Annotated in this window: 16 protein-coding genes; 14 read left to right on the forward strand and 2 right to left on the reverse strand. The window is 71.2% G+C overall.

The window, feature by feature from the left end:
- Position 1 precedes the first annotated feature (1 nt).
- The 13 genes from OHB44_RS05755 (at position 2) to OHB44_RS05815 (ending at position 13493) form a co-directional block, all read left to right on the forward strand.
- The gene (locus tag OHB44_RS05755; protein ID WP_266303635.1) at positions 2–1153 is read left to right on the forward strand and encodes an ABC transporter ATP-binding protein; all 1152 of its coding nucleotides are present in this window, start codon (positions 2–4) and stop codon (positions 1151–1153) included.
- Positions 1150–2058, forward strand: a complete 909-nt coding sequence (locus tag OHB44_RS05760) for an ABC transporter permease (protein WP_238666623.1) — start codon at positions 1150–1152, stop codon at positions 2056–2058. The genes OHB44_RS05755 and OHB44_RS05760 overlap by 4 nt, the downstream gene beginning before the upstream one ends.
- 55 nt (positions 2059–2113) lie before the next feature.
- The gene (locus tag OHB44_RS05765; protein WP_330439818.1) at positions 2114–2950 is read left to right on the forward strand and encodes an ABC transporter permease; all 837 of its coding nucleotides are present in this window, start codon (positions 2114–2116) and stop codon (positions 2948–2950) included.
- A 37-nt stretch (positions 2951–2987) separates the two neighbouring features.
- Entirely contained in the window at positions 2988–4454 is a 1467-nt protein-coding gene (locus tag OHB44_RS05770; protein WP_266303633.1) for an NAD(P)/FAD-dependent oxidoreductase, read from the forward strand.
- A complete protein-coding gene (locus OHB44_RS05775) occupies positions 4454–5635 on the forward strand; it encodes a saccharopine dehydrogenase C-terminal domain-containing protein (RefSeq protein WP_330439819.1) in 1182 nt (393 codons plus the stop codon). The genes OHB44_RS05770 and OHB44_RS05775 overlap by 1 nt, the downstream gene beginning before the upstream one ends.
- Before the next feature lie 271 nt (positions 5636–5906).
- Positions 5907–6665 (forward strand): G5 domain-containing protein, encoded by a 759-nt coding sequence (locus OHB44_RS05780; protein WP_330441186.1) that lies wholly within the window; start codon positions 5907–5909, stop codon positions 6663–6665.
- A gap of 276 nt (positions 6666–6941) precedes the next feature.
- Entirely contained in the window at positions 6942–7787 is an 846-nt protein-coding gene (locus OHB44_RS05785) for an endonuclease domain-containing protein (protein ID WP_330439820.1), read from the forward strand.
- 362 nt (positions 7788–8149) lie between these two features.
- Complete coding sequence (locus OHB44_RS05790; protein ID WP_238683556.1) at positions 8150–8815, forward strand: response regulator transcription factor; 666 nt, start codon at positions 8150–8152, stop codon at positions 8813–8815.
- Complete coding sequence (locus OHB44_RS05795; RefSeq protein WP_330439821.1) at positions 8812–9876, forward strand: sensor histidine kinase; 1065 nt, start codon at positions 8812–8814, stop codon at positions 9874–9876. The genes OHB44_RS05790 and OHB44_RS05795 overlap by 4 nt, the downstream gene beginning before the upstream one ends.
- A 73-nt stretch (positions 9877–9949) precedes the next feature.
- The gene (locus OHB44_RS05800) at positions 9950–10960 is read left to right on the forward strand and encodes a threonine ammonia-lyase (protein WP_330439822.1); all 1011 of its coding nucleotides are present in this window, start codon (positions 9950–9952) and stop codon (positions 10958–10960) included.
- A complete protein-coding gene (locus OHB44_RS05805; protein ID WP_238683553.1) occupies positions 10957–12087 on the forward strand; it encodes a D-alanine--D-alanine ligase family protein in 1131 nt (376 codons plus the stop codon). Before OHB44_RS05800 ends, OHB44_RS05805 begins: the two co-directional genes overlap by 4 nt.
- Positions 12084–12761 (forward strand): M15 family metallopeptidase, encoded by a 678-nt coding sequence (locus OHB44_RS05810; RefSeq protein ID WP_266303628.1) that lies wholly within the window; start codon positions 12084–12086, stop codon positions 12759–12761. The genes OHB44_RS05805 and OHB44_RS05810 overlap by 4 nt, the downstream gene beginning before the upstream one ends.
- A 57-nt stretch (positions 12762–12818) precedes the next feature.
- A complete protein-coding gene (locus tag OHB44_RS05815) occupies positions 12819–13493 on the forward strand; it encodes a hypothetical protein (protein WP_266303627.1) in 675 nt (224 codons plus the stop codon).
- Between the two features lie 50 nt (positions 13494–13543).
- Here OHB44_RS05815 and gabT read toward each other — a convergent pair whose 3' ends face one another.
- Together gabT and OHB44_RS05825 are read right to left on the reverse strand one after the other, a co-directional pair.
- On the reverse strand, positions 13544–14815 hold the full coding sequence (gene gabT, locus OHB44_RS05820; RefSeq protein ID WP_330439824.1) for a 4-aminobutyrate--2-oxoglutarate transaminase: 1272 nt from the start codon (positions 14813–14815) through the stop codon (positions 13544–13546).
- A 3-nt stretch (positions 14816–14818) separates the two neighbouring features.
- Positions 14819–16255 carry a gamma-aminobutyraldehyde dehydrogenase gene (locus tag OHB44_RS05825; protein WP_330439825.1) on the reverse strand — a complete coding sequence of 479 codons (1437 nt, stop codon included), beginning with the start codon at positions 16253–16255 and terminating at the stop codon, positions 14819–14821.
- A 142-nt stretch (positions 16256–16397) separates the two neighbouring features.
- Between OHB44_RS05825 and OHB44_RS05830 the strand changes: the two genes are divergently transcribed.
- Complete coding sequence (locus tag OHB44_RS05830; RefSeq protein WP_330439826.1) at positions 16398–17837, forward strand: aldehyde dehydrogenase family protein; 1440 nt, start codon at positions 16398–16400, stop codon at positions 17835–17837.
- Positions 17838–17855: the final 18 nt, after the last annotated feature.

The raw sequence follows: 17855 nt of genomic DNA on the forward strand, positions 1-17855 counted from the left end.
GATGGCGCGCGAGACACCCGCCGGCGACCTGCGCCTGGCCAACCTCACCAAACGGTTCGGCGTCTTCACCGCTGTCGACGACCTGAGCCTGACCATCGAGCAGGGCTCGTTCTTCGCGCTGCTCGGCGCGTCCGGCTGCGGCAAGACCACCACGTTGCGGATGATCGCCGGCCTCGAGGAGCCGACCAGCGGCCAGGTGCTGCTCGGTGACCGGGACATCGCCCGGCTGCGGCCGTACAAGCGGCCGGTCAACACCGTCTTCCAGAGCTACGCCCTCTTTCCGCACCTCGACATCTTCGAGAACGTGGCCTTCGGGCTGCGTCGACGCGGCATCCGCTCGGTCGACGACGAGGTCACCCGGATGCTGTCGCTGGTGCAACTCGACGGGTACGGCAACCGCCGCCCCGCCCAGCTCTCCGGCGGCCAGCAGCAGCGGGTCGCGTTGGCCCGCGCCCTGATCAACCGGCCGCAGGTGCTGTTGCTCGACGAGCCGCTGGGCGCACTCGACCTCAAGCTGCGCCGACAGATGCAAATCGAGCTGAAGCGCATCCAGACCGAGGTCGGCATCACCTTCGTGCACGTCACCCACGACCAGGAGGAGGCCATGACAATGGCCGACACCGTCGCGGTGATGAACGCCGGCCGGATCGAGCAACTCGGTCCTCCCGCCGACCTCTACGAGTTTCCCGCCACCGCGTTCGTGGCGAACTTCCTCGGCCAGTCGAACCTGCTCGCCGGCGAGGCCACCGGCGCCGGTGGCGGCGAGGTCGCGGTGACGGCGCACGGCACGCGCTTCTCGGTGCCCGCCGGCCGCTCACGGGCCGACCACGGTCCCGTCCACCTGGGGGTACGCCCCGAGAAGCTGATTCTGGTCGGCTCCGCCGACCAGGTGCCCGCCGGCCATCAGCACGTCACCGGAGTGGTCACCGACGCCTCCTACGTGGGAGTCAGCACGCAGTACCTGCTGCGCACCGGCTGGGGCACCGAGTTGTCGGTCTTCGCCGCCAACAGCGGGACGTCGACGCCGGTGGCGGTCGGCAGCGAGGCCGTGGCGTACTGGGATCCGCAGCACGCGTTCCTGCTGCCCCGCGACGCCGCCGACACCGACCGGACATCACCGGTGCTCGACGAGCCGGTGGGTGCGTCGTCGTGACCCTGCTGGCCCCTACCAGGGCGGGGCACCCGCCGCCCGCGCCACCGGCAGCCCGGTCCGGGCGGCGCCGACTCCTGCCGTACCTGCTGTTGTTGCCCGGTGCGGCCTGGCTGCTCATCTTCTTCGGTGTGCCGTTGGTGCAGTTGGCGGCGGCCAGCCTGTACGACCCCAGCGGCTCGCTCTCCACCGGGTACGCGATGACCTGGGCGGTCGGCAACTACCCGGACGTGCTGCAGGCGTACTGGCCGCAGTTCCTGCGCTCGTTCGGCTACGCCGGGCTGGCGCTGGTGCTGGCGTTGCTGCTGGGCTACCCGTTGGCATACGCCATCGCGCAGAAGGCCGGCCGTTGGAAGAACCTGCTGCTGGTGTGCGTCGTCGCGCCGATGTTCACCAGCTTCCTGGTCCGCACGCTGGCCTGGAAGACGATCCTGTCGGACAACGGCGCGCTCGTCGGTCTGCTGCGCGACGTGCACCTACTCGCCCCGGACGGTCGGCTGCTGGCCACCCCGTTCGCTGTGGTGCTCGGCCTGACGTACAACTTCCTGCCGTTCCTGGTGCTGCCGCTGTACGCCAGCCTGGAGCGGCTGGACCCCCGGTTGCTGGAGGCGGCCACCGACCTGTACGCGAGCCCGGTGCAGGCTTTCCGTCGGGTGACGCTGCCGCTGTCCATGCCCGGCCTGGTCGCCGGCACGCTGCTGTTCTTCATCCCGGCCAGCGGCGACTACATCAACGCCGAACTGCTCGGCACCCCGAACGAATACATGATCGGCAACGTCATCGACTCGGCGTTCCTGGTCCGACTGGACTACCCGCAGGGCGCCGCGTTGTCGTTCCTGCTGATGGCGGCGATCCTCGCGGTGGTCTTCGGTTACCTCCGTCGAGCCGGCACGGAGGAGGTCCTGTGAGCGCGAGGAGCGCAGCGCAGCGGAGCCCCGCAGTCGCGAACGAAAGGCGGCTCTGATGAGGCTTTCCCGTTGGCTCGCGGACCGCTGGGTGATGATCGTGGCGTTGCTGGTGCTCGGCTACCTGGCGCTGCCGATCCTGGTGGTGGCCGCGCTGTCGTTCAACAGGCCGTCGAGCCGGCTGTCGTACGACTTCAACGAGTTCACACTGGACAACTGGCGGCAGCCGTGCGCCACCTCGGACATGTGCGACGCGGTGGTCCGCAGCGTGCAGATCGGCTTTATCGCCACTGTGGTCGCCACGGTGCTCGGCACCCTGATGGCGTTCGCGCTGGTCCGGCACCGTTTCCGGGGCCGATCCGGGATCAACGTGCTGATCTTCCTGCCGATGGCCACCCCGGAGCTGGTGATGGGCACGTCGTTGCTGGCCCTGTTCGTGTCGGCGGGAGTGCCGCAGGGGTTCTGGACCATCGTGATCGCGCACGTGATGTTCTGCGTGTCGTTCGTGGTGGTGACGGTGAAGGCGCGGCTCGCCGGGATGGACCGGCGGCTGGAGGAGGCCGCCATGGACCTCTACGCCAACGAGTGGCAGACCTTTCGGCGGATCACCCTGCCGCTGGTGCTGCCCGGCATCGTGGCCGCCGCGTTGCTGGCCTTCTCGCTGAGCTTCGACGACTTCATCATCACGAACTTCAACGCCGGCACCACTGTCACGTTCCCGATGTACGTCTGGGGCGCTGCCCAGCGTGGCATCCCACCGCAGGTCAACGTGATCGGCACCGCGATGTTCGCTGGCGCGCTGCTACTCGTGGGGCTCAGCTCGCTGCGCGGTCGACGGGCCCGCCGCGCCACCCTGCTGGCCGGGCCGTCAGGTCACCCGCGTCGGTCGTCATGACGCCCCCGGATGCGGGTCATCCGACCGGTGGGCCGTCATGACGCTCCCGCATACCGGCCGGGCGTTGGCCGACGCGGCGCCCGTGCCGTACTGGCTCGATCGCCCGGACCGACCCGACCCGCTACCGCCACTGAGCGGTCGGCACTCCGCCGACCTGCTGGTGATCGGCGGCGGTTACAGCGGGCTGTGGGCCGCGCTGTTGGCGAAGCAGGCGGACCCGGACCGGGACGTGCTTCTCGTCGACGCCGGGACCTGCGGTTGGGCCGCATCCGGGCGCAACGGCGGGTTCTGCGCCGCCTCGCTGACCCACGGCCTCGCCAACGGCGTCGAACGTTTCCCCGACGAGGTCGGCGAGTTGGAACGCCTCGGCCGGGACAACCTGGACGCCATCGCCGCCACCGTCGCGACGTTCGACATCGACTGCGACTTCGAGCGCACCGGTGAGCTGGCCGTCGCCGTCGAGCCGTACCAACTCGACGGGCTGGCCGCCGACGCGGACCTGGCCCGCCGGTACGGCCACCGGGTGCGGTTGCTCGACCGGGACGAGGTACGCGCCGAGGTGCACTCACCGACGTACCTGGGTGGAATGTTCGACGCCGACCGGGTGGCGATGGTGGACCCGGCGAAGCTGGCCTGGGGGCTGCGCCGCGCCTGCCTCGACCTCGGCGTACGCGTGCACGAGCACACCCGGGTCACCGGCCTGCGCGCCGACATCGCCGCGGTGCACGCCAGCACCCTGGGCACCGATCCCGCAGCCCTGTCGGCCGACCCCGGCCCGGCCGACACCCGCGCCGCAGGTCTTCCCGGCTCGATACGCGCGCGCCGGGTCGTGCTGGCCACCAACGCGTTCCCGCCGCTGCTGCGCCGGCTGCGGGCGTACCTGGTGCCGGTGTACGACCACGTGCTGATGACCGAACCGCTCACCCCGGCCCAGCGCGACGCCATCGGTTGGCGCAACCGGCAGGGGCTCGCCGACACCGCCAACCAGTTCCACTACTACCGGATCACCACCGACGGGCGGATCCTCTTCGGCGGCTACGACGCCGTCTACCACTACGGCAACCGGGTCGCGCCCGAGTTGGAGCAACGCCCAGCCACCTTCACCACCCTCGCCCGCCACTTCTTCACCACGTTCCCGCAGCTCGCTGACGTGCGGTTCAGCCACCGCTGGGGCGGGGTCATCGACACCTGCACCCGGTTCTGCCCGTTCTTCGGCACCGCCTACGGCGGTCGGCTGGCGTACGCGGCCGGCTACACCGGCCTCGGCGTCGGGGCCACCCGCTTCGGGGCCCGGGTGCTGCTCGACCTGCTCGACGGCGGGAACACCCCGCTGACCCGGCTCGACCTGGTTCGCCGCAAGCCACTGCCGTTCCCGCCGGAACCCGCCCGCGCGGTCGGCATCAATCTCACCCGCTGGTCACTGGCCCGCGCCGACGCGCGTGAGGGCCGGCGCGACCTCTGGCTCCGTACTCTCGATCGTTTCGGTTTGGGGTTTGATTCCTGATGCGTGTCCTCCTCGTCGGCGCCGGTGGCGTCGGCTCCGCCGCCGTAGCCATCGCCGCCCGACGGACCTTCTTCGAGACCATCGTGGTCGCCGACCACGACCCCGTTCGCGCCCAGCGGGCGGTCGCCGGGCATGGTGACCGTTTCGTCGCCGCCCAGGTGGACGCCTCCTCGGCCGACGCGGTCACCGCACTGTGCCGGGAGCACCGGATCACGCACGTGCTGAACGCCGTCGACCCGCGATTCGTCATGCCGATCTTCGATGGCGCGTTCGCTGCCGGCGCGGACTACCTGGACATGGCGATGTCGCTGTCGCACGTCGAGACCGGCGTGAAGCTCGGCGACGAACAGTTCGCGCTGGCCGACACCTGGTCGGCGGCCGGTCGGCTGGCGCTGTGCGGCATCGGGGTCGAGCCCGGCCTGTCCGACGTGTTCGCCCGTTACGCCGCCGACGAGCTGTTCAGCGAGATCGACGAGATCGGTGTCCGGGACGGGGCGAACCTCACCGTCGACGGATACGACTTCGCACCCTCGTTCTCCATCTGGACCACCATCGAGGAGTGCCTCAACCCGCCGGTCATCTGGGAGAGGGACCGGGGCTGGTTCACCACGGAACCGTTCTCCGAGCCCGAGGTCTTCCACTTTCCGGACGGGATCGGGCCGGTCGAGTGCGTCAACGTCGAGCACGAGGAGGTGCTGCTCATCCCGCGCTGGGTCAAGGCCCGGCGGGTCACCTTCAAGTACGGCCTCGGCGACGAGTTCATCGAGGTGCTCAAGACGCTGCACAAGCTCGGCCTGGACGCGGTCTCCCCGGTGCGGGTACGCGGCGTCGAGGTCTCGCCGCGTGACGTGGTGGCCGCGAGCCTGCCCGACCCGGCCACGCTCGGTGCCCGAATGCGCGGCAAGACCTGCGCCGGCACCTGGGTACGCGGGCTCGGCCCGGACGGGCATCCCCGCGAGGTCTACCTGTACCACGTGGTCGACAACGAGTGGTCGATGCGGGAGTACGGGCACCAGGCGGTGGTCTGGCAGACCGCCGTCAACCCGGTCGTCGCGTTGGAGTTGCTCGCCAGCGGCGCGTGGGCCGGTGTCGGGGTGCTCGGGCCGGAAGCGCTGCCCCCGAAGCCCTTCCTCGACCTGCTGAACGGTTACGGGTCACCATGGGCGATGGAAGAGCGCTGAGCCCGCCCCGTTGACGGCATCGCGACAGTTCCGTCGTCGCCGTTCGGCCTCCGACCCCCTGTCGATTCAGTGCGTGGTGATCTGCGGCTTTTGTTGGTGCTGACACCCGCACGATCGGCCCTGCCCTGCCGACCTGGAGGGTTGCCGCACCTGCCGACTCGTCGCCCGCGAGCGCGCCCACCGATCTTCCCGGCGAAGCGAAAGGCGCAGGTGACGAACGCGACGGGGGATATTGCAGGCTGTGTTTGCGACGACACTCATCGCCGTGACGATGCAACCACCACAGAACCCGGGGCCGCCGTACCCGCCGTCGTTTGGCCAGACGCCCCGACCGAACTGGTTCCGCCGGGCCACTCCCGCCAGCCGGGTCGCCGTGATCCTCGGCTCGGTGACGCTGTCGCTCCTGCTGCTCTGCTGCGCCGGCACCGCCATCGTCGGCGCGTTGACCGGCGAGCCGGAACCGACAAAGACCGGCACCGCCGCCGAGCAGCCGCAGCAGCCGATCCTGGTCGCTTCCGGCGAGCCGGCCCAGGAGGAGTCGCCGATCGCCGTGCCCTCCACACCCTCGTCGGCGCCTTCGTCGGTCGCACCCAGCCCGTCCAGCGCGGCAGCCGTGCCGGTGGTGCAGGTGACGACCGTGACGGAGAAGGCCACCATCAGGTACGGCGAGCGGACCGTCAAGGACTCGTCACTGGCCGAGGGTAAGCGGGTCGTCCGCACCAAGGGCGTGAACGGCGTCCGGACCCTGACCTACGAGGTGACCACCACCGACGGCGTGCGGACGGCCAAGAAACTGGTCAAATCCGCAGTGACCAAGCAGCCGGTGACCCAGGTCGTGGCCGTCGGCACCAAGAAGCCGCAGTCGTCCAGATGCGACCCGAACTACAGCGGCTGCGTCCCGATCGCCAGCGACGTCGACTGCGCGGGTGGCAGTGGCAACGGCCCCGCCTACGTCAGCGGGCCGATCAGGGTGATCGGCAACGACATCTACGACCTGGACCGAGACGGCGACGGCATAGCCTGCGACTAACCCCGCCGCGCCCCCGCACCCCACGCGCCCCCGCCCCCCGCCCCCGCCCCCGCCCCCGCGATCTTGCACTTTCTGCGCCGACCTTTCGCTGCATATAGGGCGTATCGACGACAGGAAGTGCAAGATCGTGGGAGTGATGATTCGGGGCGGCGAGTCCGGGGGTGGGGCGCTAGCACGGCAGGGGGTGGGGTTGGGGGTTGTCCACAGGGCGGATGGTTTTCCACAGGTGGTCGTCGCGGGTCCTCTCTGGGCTCCCGGGTTGGTCAGCCTGCTCCCATGGCAACTCAGTTGTGGCGTACCGACGCACTCATGCGGCAACTCACCGTTGGGCGAATCCGTAGTCGGCTCGACCGCGAGGAATTGCACCGCGTACGCAGAGGGGTCTACGCCGACCAACCCTGCGGCGACGATGACGCACTGCGCGCACTGCTGCTCCGGCTGCCCGACGGGGCGATGTTGGCGAGGCAGAGTGCCGCCCGCCGACACGGCTTCGGGGTTCTGCGTGATGATCTGATCCACGTTCATCTGCCCGCCGAAGTGCCAAAGCCCCGTCTACCCGGGGTGGTCGTTCACCGGACGGTGCTACCCGTTCGGCCGGTCTTCGTCGACGGTCTGCCCTGTGTGCCGGCGGCTCGCTGTGCGGTCGACCTGGCTCGCGCCGTCCGACGACTCGACGCACTCCCGGTACTCGATGCCGCGCTCCGGTCGGGCTTGGTCACCCAGGATGACCTGCTTGCCGAGGTTGCCGCCCACAACGCGTTGCGTGGTGTCCGCCAAGCCCGGCAACTCGTACCGCTGGCCGACGGCAGGGCGGAGTGCCGACAGGAGAGCCAGTTGCGACTGATTCTGATCGATGGGGGGCTGCCTCCACCGGAGCCGCAACTATGGGTGGCCGACCGTCATGGCACAGCTCTCTACCGGCTGGATCTGGGCTACCGCGAACGCCGGATCGGCATCGAGTACGACGGACTGTCGCACCTGGACCGTGAACGGCTCAGACACGACCGGGAGCGGGTCAACTGGCTGGACGCTGCGGGCTGGCGGATGCGCTATTTCACCGACCGTGACCTCTACCGGCGCCCCCAGCACATCAAGGCCACCATCCGCGCCGCCCTCTCCTAACCACACCAGCACCCCCGTCACCCCCGCCCCGCCCCGCCCCGCCCCGCCCCGCCCCGTCGATCTTGCACTTTCTGTCCCGACAGATAACGCCTTAGGGACATTTGGGCAACATAAAGTGCGAGATCGACGGGGTGGGCCGGGCCAGGGTGACGCAGCTCACCCGCGTCCGCCAACCCGCCTCGGCCTTCGGGGACGGACGACCCAGATGACGTGACACGGGCACGAAGTCGACCGGGACTGGCTTGCGGTGGTTTGCCCGCTGGACACCCGCGTGGAGGATGGCTGCGACGGGTGCTTACAGAACCCTTAACCCGGGCCTGCGACGGTATGCCGGGCAAGCCGAACTGGGGGAGCGGACAAACGTGCGGGTGCTGGTGGCGGACGACGAGCGGTTGTTGGCGGACACGGTGGCCGAAGGGCTGCGCCGCCTCTCGATGGCCGTCGACGTCTGCTACGACGGTGACGGTGCGCTGGAGCGGGTCGGGGTGAACCGGTACGACGTCGCGGTGCTGGACCGGGACATGCCTGGGCACACCGGCGACGAGGTGTGTCGCAGCATCACCGACTCACAGGTCGGCACCCGGGTGCTGCTACTCACCGCGGCGGCCGGCATTCGGGACCGGGTCGAGGGCCTCGGGCTCGGCGCGGACGACTACCTGACGAAGCCGTTCGCCTTCGCCGAGTTGGTGGCCCGGGTGCAGGCCCTCGGGCGACGGTCCACGCCGGCGCTGCCACCGGTGCTCGCCCAGGACGGCCTGGCCTTGGACGTGGGCCGACACCTGGCCACCCGGGACGGCCGCCCCCTCGCGTTGAGCCCGAAGGAGTTCGCCGTGCTGCATGTGCTGCTGCGCGCGGACGGCCAGGTGGTCAGCGCCGAGGAGCTGTTGGAGCAGGCCTGGGACGAGTTCGCCGACCCGTTCACCAACGCCGTACGGGTCACGGTGATGACACTGCGCAAGAAGCTCGGCGATCCGGCGATCATCCACACCGTGCCGAAGGCCGGCTACCGCATCGGCGGCACGGCGTGAGCTGGACGCCCCGACGTCGGGTGCTGCTGGTGGGGCTGCTGGCGCTGCTGGCCGGCCCGATACTGCCGGCGATGGGCAAGTGGCTGTCGGAGATGACCTGGGCCTGGGGGCAGCAGTTCTGTGACGTGCCCGTGCCCGGGTTGTCGACTGTGTGCGGCAACGTACGGCCGGGGGCGTTCATGCTGCCCCTGGTGGCCGTCCTGTTCGTGACAGTGGCAGTCCTGGTGGGGCTCTGGTTCGCCGCGGTGTGGTGCCTGCGCCCGGTCGCTGACCTGGCCGGGCCGATCGGGCACCTGGGCCCGCAGAACCTCGGTCACCGGATCCGGCCGCGGGGCCGCGACGAATTGGCCCGGCTGTCCCGGGCGATCGACGAGATGATGGAACGCGTCTCCGCCGGGTACGAGGGGCAGCGACGGTTCGCCGCGAACGCCTCGCACGAGCTGCGGACGCCCCTCGCCGTGCAGCGGACGCTCATCGAGGTCGGCATGGCCAGGGCGCTCACCGGTGAGCAGTTGGAGTTGCTGACCAGTCAGCTGCTGGAGACCAACGAGCGCAACGAACGACTGATCGAGGGCCTGCTCGCGCTCAGCGAGAGTGACCAGGGCCTCCGTTCGCGGATACCGCAGCGGTTGGACACGATCGTCGAGGCGGTGCTGGCCGGTTACCTGGACCGGGCCCGGGACGCCGGGGTCACGGTGGAGACCCATCTCGAACCCCGCATCGTCGTCGGCGAGCGGGTGCTGCTGGAACGCCTGGTCACCAACCTGGTGGAGAACGGGATCAAGTACAACCGGCCGGGCGGCTCACTGACCGTCCTGGTGAGCGGTGTGCCCGCGCTGTCCGTGGTGAACACCGGCCAGCCCGTGCCGGCTGAGGCGGTGGCCGGCCTGTTCGAGCCGTTCCGCCGACTCGCCAGGGACCGGACCTCGCAGGGCGGTGGGGCCGGCCTGGGCCTGGCCATCGCCCGCTCGATCACCCAGGCCCACGACGGCATCATCGCGGCCCGGCCCGCCGAGTACGGCGGCCTGCGGGTCGACGTCCAGCTACCCACAGTGACCTGACACTTCCACCTACCTTTCCCGGGGTCCACGTACCGCTGGACCCCGCCTGTGGTGTGCCCGAAAAGGAGAACCGATGACACGCACCGTTGGCCAGGTCCGGCCCGATGTCGAGGAGGCCAGCCACTGGCTTGCCGGCCGAGTCGTCCGTACCCCGGTGCTGCGCTCCCCGGTGATCGACGAGCTTGCCGGGGCACGGGTCCTGCTCAAGGCGGAGAACCTCCAGAACGGCGGCTCGTACAAGATGCGCGGCGCGCTGCGCGCGGTCGGCCGCCTCGCGATGGCCGGGCACACCGGGGTGATCGCGCAGAGCACCGGCAACCACGCGGCGGCCGTGGCGTTGGCGGCCCGGCAGCACGGGCTCGCGGCGACAGTGGTGCTGCCTGTCGACGCGGCCTCGACGAAGGTTGACCGGGCCCGCGCGGCGGGAGCCCGGGTGGTGTTCGCCGGCACCAGCGTCGAGGAGCGGGTGGCGGTGGCCGACGGACTCAGCGACGAGAGCGGTCACCCCGTCGTCGACGCGTACGACCACCCGGATGTCATCGCCGGGCAGGGCACCGCGAGCCTGGAGCTGATCGAGGACGCCGAGCGCGCGGGGACGCCGTTGGACGCGCTTGTCGTACCGGTGGGGGGTGGTGGCGGGGTGGCCGGTGCGTGCCTGGCCGCCGCCGGTTCCGGCATCGAGGTGTACGGCGTGGAGCCGGTGGGCTGCGACTCGCTCGCCCGCAGCCTGGCGGCAGGTGTACGCGTGCCGGTCGCGCCGGCGCCCACCATCGCGGACGGGCTGCGGCCGTCCTGCGTGGGGGAGCTGCCGTTCGCCATCGTGCGGGACACGCTGCGCGGCGTCGTCCGGGTCGACGACGACGAGATCGCCGCCGCGTTCCGGCTGATCCTGACGGAGCTGAAGGTGCTCGCCGAGCCGTCCGGGTCGGCGGGCCTGGCCGGTGCTTTGCGGCTCGCGCCGGACCGGGACCGGCAGCGGACGGTCGGCGTGGTGCTGACCGGCGGAAACGTGGAGGCAGCGCTGGTGGCCCGGTTGATGGCCCCGCGATCCGCCGACCTGGCTGAGGAAGGGGCGGCGGCGTGAGCGCGCCAGTTCGGATCGGAATCCTGTTCGGTGGACCGTCGGCGGAGCACGAGGTCTCCTGTGCCTCGGCGCTCGGGGTGGCTCGGGCGCTCGCCGGTGGCGGCTACCGCACTGTCGCCATCGGCGTCACCCGCAGCGGCGGCTTCCGGCTGATGCCCGACGCGCTGCTGGCCGAGTTGCGCGACCGGCCGGCCGGCGAGCGGGCCATCGACGACCAGTTGGTGGTGACCGGGCCGGCCGTCGAGTTGCGGGCCGGTCCGCGCCCGGGTGTCGTGCAGGTGTCCGCCGGTAATGCCCCCGGCGCTGTGCACGCCGAGCTGGACGTGGTCTTCCCGGTGCTGCACGGCCCGTACGGCGAGGACGGTGTGGTGCAGGGGCTGCTGGAGTCACTGAACGTGCCGTACGTCGGGTGCGGCATCCTCGCCTCGGCCGTCGGCATGAACAAGGTGGCGATGAAGCGGGCGCTGCGCGCCGAGGGCATCCCCGTCACCCCGTACGTGTCGTTCGACGCGCACGCCTACCGGGCGGTCGACGACCCGGAGAAGTTGGTAACCGGGCTGAGCCGGCCACTGTTCGTCAAGCCGGCCAGCATGGGTTCGTCGATCGGCATCTCCCGCGTCGGCGAGGGTGACGACCTCGCCGCCGCCGTGGAGGAGGCGCTTCGCCACGACCAACTCGTCATGGTGGAGCAGGGGGTCGCCGGCCGGGAGTTGGAGTGCGCGGTGCTCGGTGGCTGGCGTCCCGAGGCGTCGGCGGTGGGCGAGGTGCAGGTCAGCGGCGGCTGGTTCGACTACCAGCAGAAGTACTTCGGCGACGCCGACCCGATGATCGTCCCCGCCGTGCTGCCGGACGAGGTGACCGCGCGGGTCCGCGAGCTGTCGCTGCGGGCGTTCGCCGCGATCGGGGGTTGGGGTCTGGCCCGGGTCGACTTCTTCTACGACGAGACGGCCGGTGAGCTGTACGTCAACGAGCTGAACACGATGCCCGGCTTCACCGCGCACTCGATGTACCCGAAGGTGTGGGCCGCCGTCGGGGTCGGCTACCGGGAGGTGGTGGACCGACTCGTCGAGTTGGCCCGGCTCCGGCACGCGGAGCGGTCCGCGAGCACGGCGGGGAGCATCCGATGATCCTGCTCTCCGACCCCCGGGTGGCGGCGGTGCCCAGCGCCGACGACGGCGAGGAGTTCGTGGACCTGCGTGAGCTGCCGGAGTTGCGGCTCGACGGCCGGGCGGCAGACCCGGCCGGGGCGTACGCCCGCTTGCGCGCCGGTGTCGTGGACCGCCTGCTGGCCGCGCAGCGTGCCCTGCCCGGTGGGCTGCGGTTGCTGGTGGTCGAGGGCTACCGGCCGTACCAGGCGCAACTGGCCATCTTCACCGGCTACCGCGACGAACTGCGCCGACGGCACCCGGACTGGTCACCGCAGCGGCTGCACCGGGAGACCACGAAGTTCGTCTCACCGGTCGAGGTGGCCCCGCACAGCACCGGCGGCGCTGTGGACCTGACGCTCTGCACAGACGACGGCGTGGAGCTTGATCTGGGCACGGCCATCGACGCCACCCCGGAGGACAGCGCCGACGCCTGCTTCACCGACGCGCCGGCGATCGGCGGCACCGCTCGCCGGGACCGGCAGATCCTGGTGGACGCCCTCGGCGGCGCGGGGATGGTCAACTACCCGACCGAGTGGTGGCACTGGTCGTACGGCGACCGTTACTGGGCGCTGATCACCGGAGCCCCGCGCACCCGGTACGGGCCGGTGGACCTGGCCGCCGCACGATCGATACCCGTGCCGGCTGAACGGTAGGACGCTCCGATCCGTACCGGTGGGTGAAGGACACCACCGAGGACGGGAGTGACGGCGATGAGGGTGCAGCGCAGGCACGTGCTGGCAGCGAGCGTGGCGGTGCTCGCCGCGGTGGGCGTGTCGGTGGGGACCAGCTTCGGGTTCGCCGACACGGCCCCGGCACGGTCGTCGGTCTGCTCCGGCTCGGTCACCTTCTCCGCGGAGGGCGGGGCGCCGGCGGCGACCAGCGACCGGTTCCCGGTGGGTACCCGGCTGCGGGTGACCAACCTGGACAACAACCGGGCGGCCACTGTGACGGTGACCGGCCCGTCGGGCAGTTGCGTGCTGCTCAACGCCGCCGCCATGGAGCTGGTCCGCGAGCCGGGAAAGAACGTGATCCGCCGCAACGTGGTGGAACGTGTCGACGGCGCGGCCCCGCCCGCCGGCGCTCCGGCCCCCGGCACCGTCCGCCCCGGCGCCGCGTCTCCCGGCGCACCCGGCCCGGCACCCCAGTCGGCGTGCTCCGGGGCGATCACCTTCTTCGAGGAGGCGGCCGGACCGGCGGCGACCAGTGGGCAGTTCCCGGTGGGCACCCGGCTGCGGGTGACCAACCTGGACAACAACCGGGCGACCACTGTGACGGTGACCGGCCCGTCGGGCAGTTGCGTACTGCTGAACTCCGCCGCCATGGAGCAGATCCGCGAGCCGGGCAAGAACCTGGTGCGCCGCAACACTGTCGAGGTGCTCCGCTGACCCTCGGCGGAGGGGGCCCGTGCACCGGGCCCCCTCCGCCGCTCAGCCGCTCAGCCGAAGGCGGCGTCGAGGAGGTCGGCACCGCGACCGAGGTGCCCGTCGGAGATCACCAGCGGTGGCAGCAAGCGCAGCACGTTGCCGTACGTGCCGCAGGTCAGGGTGAGCAGGCCGGCGGCGTGACAGGCCGCCGAGATCGCCGCCGTGGCGACCGGGTCGGGGGTGAGCGTGCCCGGCAGCACCAGCTCCACGGCGAGCATCGCGCCCCGGCCGCGTACCTCGGCGACCCGGGCATCCCGCTCGGCGATGGCCCGTAGCCGGGGGACCAGCACCGACTCGATCCGTCGGGCCGCGCCGGCCAGGTCCAGCTCGTGCATGGTCTCGATGGTGGCCAGCGCGGCGGCGCAGGCGATCGGGTTGCCGCCGTACGTGCCGCCGAGCCCACCGACGTGCACCGCGTCCATCAGCTCGGCCCGACCGGTCACCGCTGCCAGCGGCAGGCCACCGGCGATGCCCTTGGCCAGGGTTACCAGGTCTGGTTCGACGCCCTCGTGCTGGCAGGCGAACCAGTCGCCGGTGCGGCAGAAACCGGTCTGGATCTCGTCGGCGACGAAGACCACCCCGGCCGCCGTCGCCCAGGCCCGCAGCGCGGGCAGGAAACCCGGCGCGGGTACGACGAAGCCACCCTCGCCCTGGATCGGCTCGATGAGCAGTGCGGCGACGTTCTCCGCGCCGACCTGCTTCTCGATCATCTCGATCGCTCGGGTCGCCGCCTCCGCGCCGGAGAGCCCGCCGTCGCGCAGCGGGTACGACATCGGCACCCGGTAAATCTCCCCGGCGAACGGCCCGAACCGGTGCTTGTACGGCATGTTCTTCGCTGTCAACGCCATGGTCAGGTTGGTCCGGCCATGGTACGCGTGGTCGAACACCACCACAGCCGGCCGCCCGGTGGCGTGTCGGGCGACCTTGACGGCGTTCTCCACCGCCTCGGCGCCCGAGTTGAACAACGCCGAGCGCTTGGCGAACCCGCCGGGCGTCAACGCGTTGAGCTGCTCGCACACCGCCACGTACGACTCGTACGGCGCGACCATGAAGCAGGTGTGGGTGAACCGCTCCACCTGCGCCCGGACCGCCTCGACCACCTTCGGTGCCGAGTTGCCCACGCTGGTCACGGCGATGCCGGCGGCGAAGTCGATCCACTCCCGGCCGTCCACGTCGGTGATCGTCGCGCCGGAGGCACGGTCCACGTAGGATGGAATCACACTGCCGACACCCCGGGCCACGGCATCGCCGCGCCGCTTGTGCAGCTCCTCGGACGTCGGCATGGCTCAGCCCTCGATGTTGTGCATGACGTGCTTGATCCGGGTGTAGTCCTCCAGGCTGTAGACCGAGAGGTCCTTGCCGTGCCCGGAGTGCTTGAAGCCACCGTGCGGCATCTCGGAGACGAACGGGATGTGCGTGTTGACCCAGACGCAGCCGAAGTCCAGTCGACGGGTCATCCGCATGGCTCGGCCGTGGTCCCGCGTCCAGACCGACGCGGACAGGCCGTAGTCGACGCCGTTGGCCCAGCGCACCGCCTCGTCCTCGTCGGAGAAGCGTTGCACGGTGATGACCGGCCCGAACACCTCGTCCTGGATGATCTCGTCGGTCTGACGCAGCCCGGAGACCACCGTCGGCGCGTAGAAGTAGCCGCGTTCGCCCTGCCGGGACCCGCCGGTCTGGATCGCCGCGTGGTCCGGCAGGCGGTCCACGAAACCGCTGACCCGGGTGAGCTGGTTGGCGTTGTTCAGCGGACCGTAGAGCACGTCGGCGTCGTCCGGGGCGCCGGTCTTCGTGTTGCGGGCCTGCTCGGCGAGCGCCGCCACGAAGTCGTCGTGGACGCCGGGGCCGGCCAACACCCGGGTGGCCGCTGTGCAGTCCTGCCCGGCGTTGAAGTAGCCGCCCAGCGCGATGGCCTCGGCGGCCGCCGCCACGTCCGCGTCGTCGAAGATCACCACCGGGGCCTTGCCGCCCAACTCCAGGTGGGTGCGCTTCAGGTCGGGGGCCGCCGCGGCGGCGACCTCCATGCCCGCGCGGGTCGAGCCGGTGATCGACACCAGCTGCGGGGTCGGGTGCGACACGAGGGTACGACCGGTGTCGCGGTCGCCGCAGACCACGTTGAACACCCCTGGTGGGAAGAACTCGGCGGCGATCTCGGCGAGCAGCAGCGTCGACACCGGTGTGGTGTCCGACGGCTTGAGCACCACTGTGTTGCCGGCGGCGAGTGCGGGCGCGATCTTCCAGACCGCCATCATCAGCGGGTAGTTCCAGGGGGTCACCTGCGCGCAGACGCCGATCGGCTCACGCCGCACGTACGAGGTGTGCCCGGCCAGGTACTCCCCGGCGGACCGCCCCTCCAACATCCGCGCGGCGCCGGCGAAGAACCGGAACTGGTCCACCGCCGGGGGAAGCTCCTCCTCGGCGGTGAGCTGGCGGGGCTTACCGGTGTTGCGCACCTCGGCGTCGACCAACTCGGCGGCGCGCGCCTCCACGGCGTCGGCGAGCTTGAGCAGCGCCCGCTGCCGCTCGGCAGGGGTGACCTCCCGCCAGCTTTCGAACGCGGTGGCGGCGGCGCTCATCGCCGCGTCCACGTCGGCGGCGCCGGAGACCGGGGCCTGGGCGAACACCTCACCCGTGCAGGGGTCGACCAGGTCGGCGTAACCGCCGTCGGACGGGTCGACGTAGGAGCCGTTGACGAAGTTGCGCAGCTGCTGCTGGTCACTCATGAGGGATCACTCCGAGGGGGCCGGGGGCGCGGTTCTGCGGCGGTTATCGCAATCTCTCTGCCATCTTCGCTACTGAATTCGCGGCAGACAAGGGTTATCGCGACTGTTTCCGTCGACTGGTCGCTCGGTTACTCTGCTCGGCGTGGAGCCCACAGCCTTCTTCGTCGCCTCCCGCCCCGCCACCGGCGAGGGTGAGTTGACAGTCCACCACCCGTACGACGGCCGCCCGGTGGGGCGTACCACATTCGCCACGCCGGACCAGGTCGACGCCGCCGTCGCCGCGGCGGCCGGGGTGGCCGCGCAGGCCGCGGCCCTGCCCGCGCACGCCCGCGCGGCGGCCCTCGACCACGTGTCGCGGCGGATCGCCGAGCGCGCGGGCGAGATCGCCGCCCTGATCACCGCGGAGAACGGCAAGCCGCTCAAGTGGGCCCGCGCCGAGGTCGGGCGTGCCGTGTCGACCTTCCGCTGGGCCGCCGAGGAGGCCCGCCGATTCTCCGGCGAGTTGCAACGACTCGACACCGACCCGGCCGCCGACGGGCGGATCGCCCTGGTCCGCAGGGTGCCGCGCGGGCCGGTGCTGGGCATCACGCCGTTCAACTTCCCGCTCAACCTCGTCGCCCACAAGGTGGCGCCGGCCATCGCCGTCGGCGCGCCGATCATCGTCAAGCCCGCGCCCGCGACGCCCCTGACCGCGCTGCTGCTCGGCGAGTTGCTGGCCGAGACCGACCTCCCGGCCGGGATGTTCTCGGTGCTGCCGCTGCCCAACGACCGCGCCGCCGAGCTGGTCACCGAACCCCGGCTACCTCTGGTGTCGTTCACCGGCTCCGGGCCGGTCGGCGCCGCCATCCGACGCGCCGCGCCGGAGAAGCACGTGACGCTGGAGTTGGGCGGCAACGCCGCCGCGGTGCTCTGTGCGGACTGGACCGCCGACGAGGACCTGGACTTCGCCGCGCAGCGCATCGCGACGTTCGCCAACTACCAGGCCGGCCAGTCGTGCATCGCCGTCCAGCGGGTGTACGTGCACCATGCCCTGCACGCCGACTTCCTGCCCCGGCTGGTGGCGGCCGTGCGGGGGCTGCGGACCGGAGACCCCACGTCCGAACTGACCGACGTCGGGCCGATGGTGTCCGAGGACGCCGCCCGTCGGGTCGAGACGTGGGTGGCCGAGGCCGTCGCCGCCGGCGGCACCGTCGAGGTGGGCGGCCTCCGCGACGGCGCGACCTACCCCCCGACAGTGCTCACCGGCGTGCCGGCGAACGCCAAGGTCGTGGCCGAGGAGGTGTTCGGGCCGGTGCTGGTGGTCACCCCGGTCGCCGACGACCAGGCCGCGTTCACAGCGGTCAACGACTCGGCGTACGGCTTGCAGGCCGGCGTCTTCACGCGACGCCTGGACGTGGCCTTCGCCGCCGCCCGCGCGCTGGAGGTGGGCGGGGTGATCATCGGTGACGTGCCGTCGTACCGCGCCGACCAGATGCCCTACGGCGGGGTGAAGGGCAGCGGCGTCGGCCGGGAGGGGCTGCGCAGCGCGATGGACGACTACACCGAGCCCAGGGTCATGGTGCTGACCGGCCTCGCGCTCTAGCCCGGCGACACCGCCGGG

This window comes from Micromonospora sp. NBC_00821 (genome assembly GCF_036347035.1).
GTDB lineage: Bacteria > Actinomycetota > Actinomycetes > Mycobacteriales > Micromonosporaceae > Micromonospora > Micromonospora hortensis.

Excerpts from the sequence above, each read along its gene's own strand:
- OHB44_RS05780 (WP_330441186.1), top strand. The coding sequence starts at position 5,907 with ATGCAACCACCACAGAACCCGGGGCCGCCGTACCCGCCGTCGTTTGGC.
- OHB44_RS05775 (WP_330439819.1), top strand. The coding sequence starts at position 4,454 with ATGCGTGTCCTCCTCGTCGGCGCCGGTGGCGTCGGCTCCGCCGCCGTA.
- OHB44_RS05815 (WP_266303627.1), top strand. The coding sequence starts at position 12,819 with ATGAGGGTGCAGCGCAGGCACGTGCTGGCAGCGAGCGTGGCGGTGCTC.
- OHB44_RS05825 (WP_330439825.1), bottom strand. The coding sequence starts at position 16,255 with ATGAGTGACCAGCAGCAGCTGCGCAACTTCGTCAACGGCTCCTACGTC.
- OHB44_RS05800 (WP_330439822.1), top strand. The coding sequence starts at position 9,950 with ATGACACGCACCGTTGGCCAGGTCCGGCCCGATGTCGAGGAGGCCAGC.
- OHB44_RS05770 (WP_266303633.1), top strand. The coding sequence starts at position 2,988 with ATGACGCTCCCGCATACCGGCCGGGCGTTGGCCGACGCGGCGCCCGTG.
- OHB44_RS05785 (WP_330439820.1), top strand. The coding sequence starts at position 6,942 with ATGGCAACTCAGTTGTGGCGTACCGACGCACTCATGCGGCAACTCACC.
- gabT (WP_330439824.1), bottom strand. The coding sequence starts at position 14,815 with ATGCCGACGTCCGAGGAGCTGCACAAGCGGCGCGGCGATGCCGTGGCC.
- OHB44_RS05755 (WP_266303635.1), top strand. The coding sequence starts at position 2 with ATGGCGCGCGAGACACCCGCCGGCGACCTGCGCCTGGCCAACCTCACC.
- OHB44_RS05765 (WP_330439818.1), top strand. The coding sequence starts at position 2,114 with ATGAGGCTTTCCCGTTGGCTCGCGGACCGCTGGGTGATGATCGTGGCG.
- OHB44_RS05810 (WP_266303628.1), top strand. The coding sequence starts at position 12,084 with ATGATCCTGCTCTCCGACCCCCGGGTGGCGGCGGTGCCCAGCGCCGAC.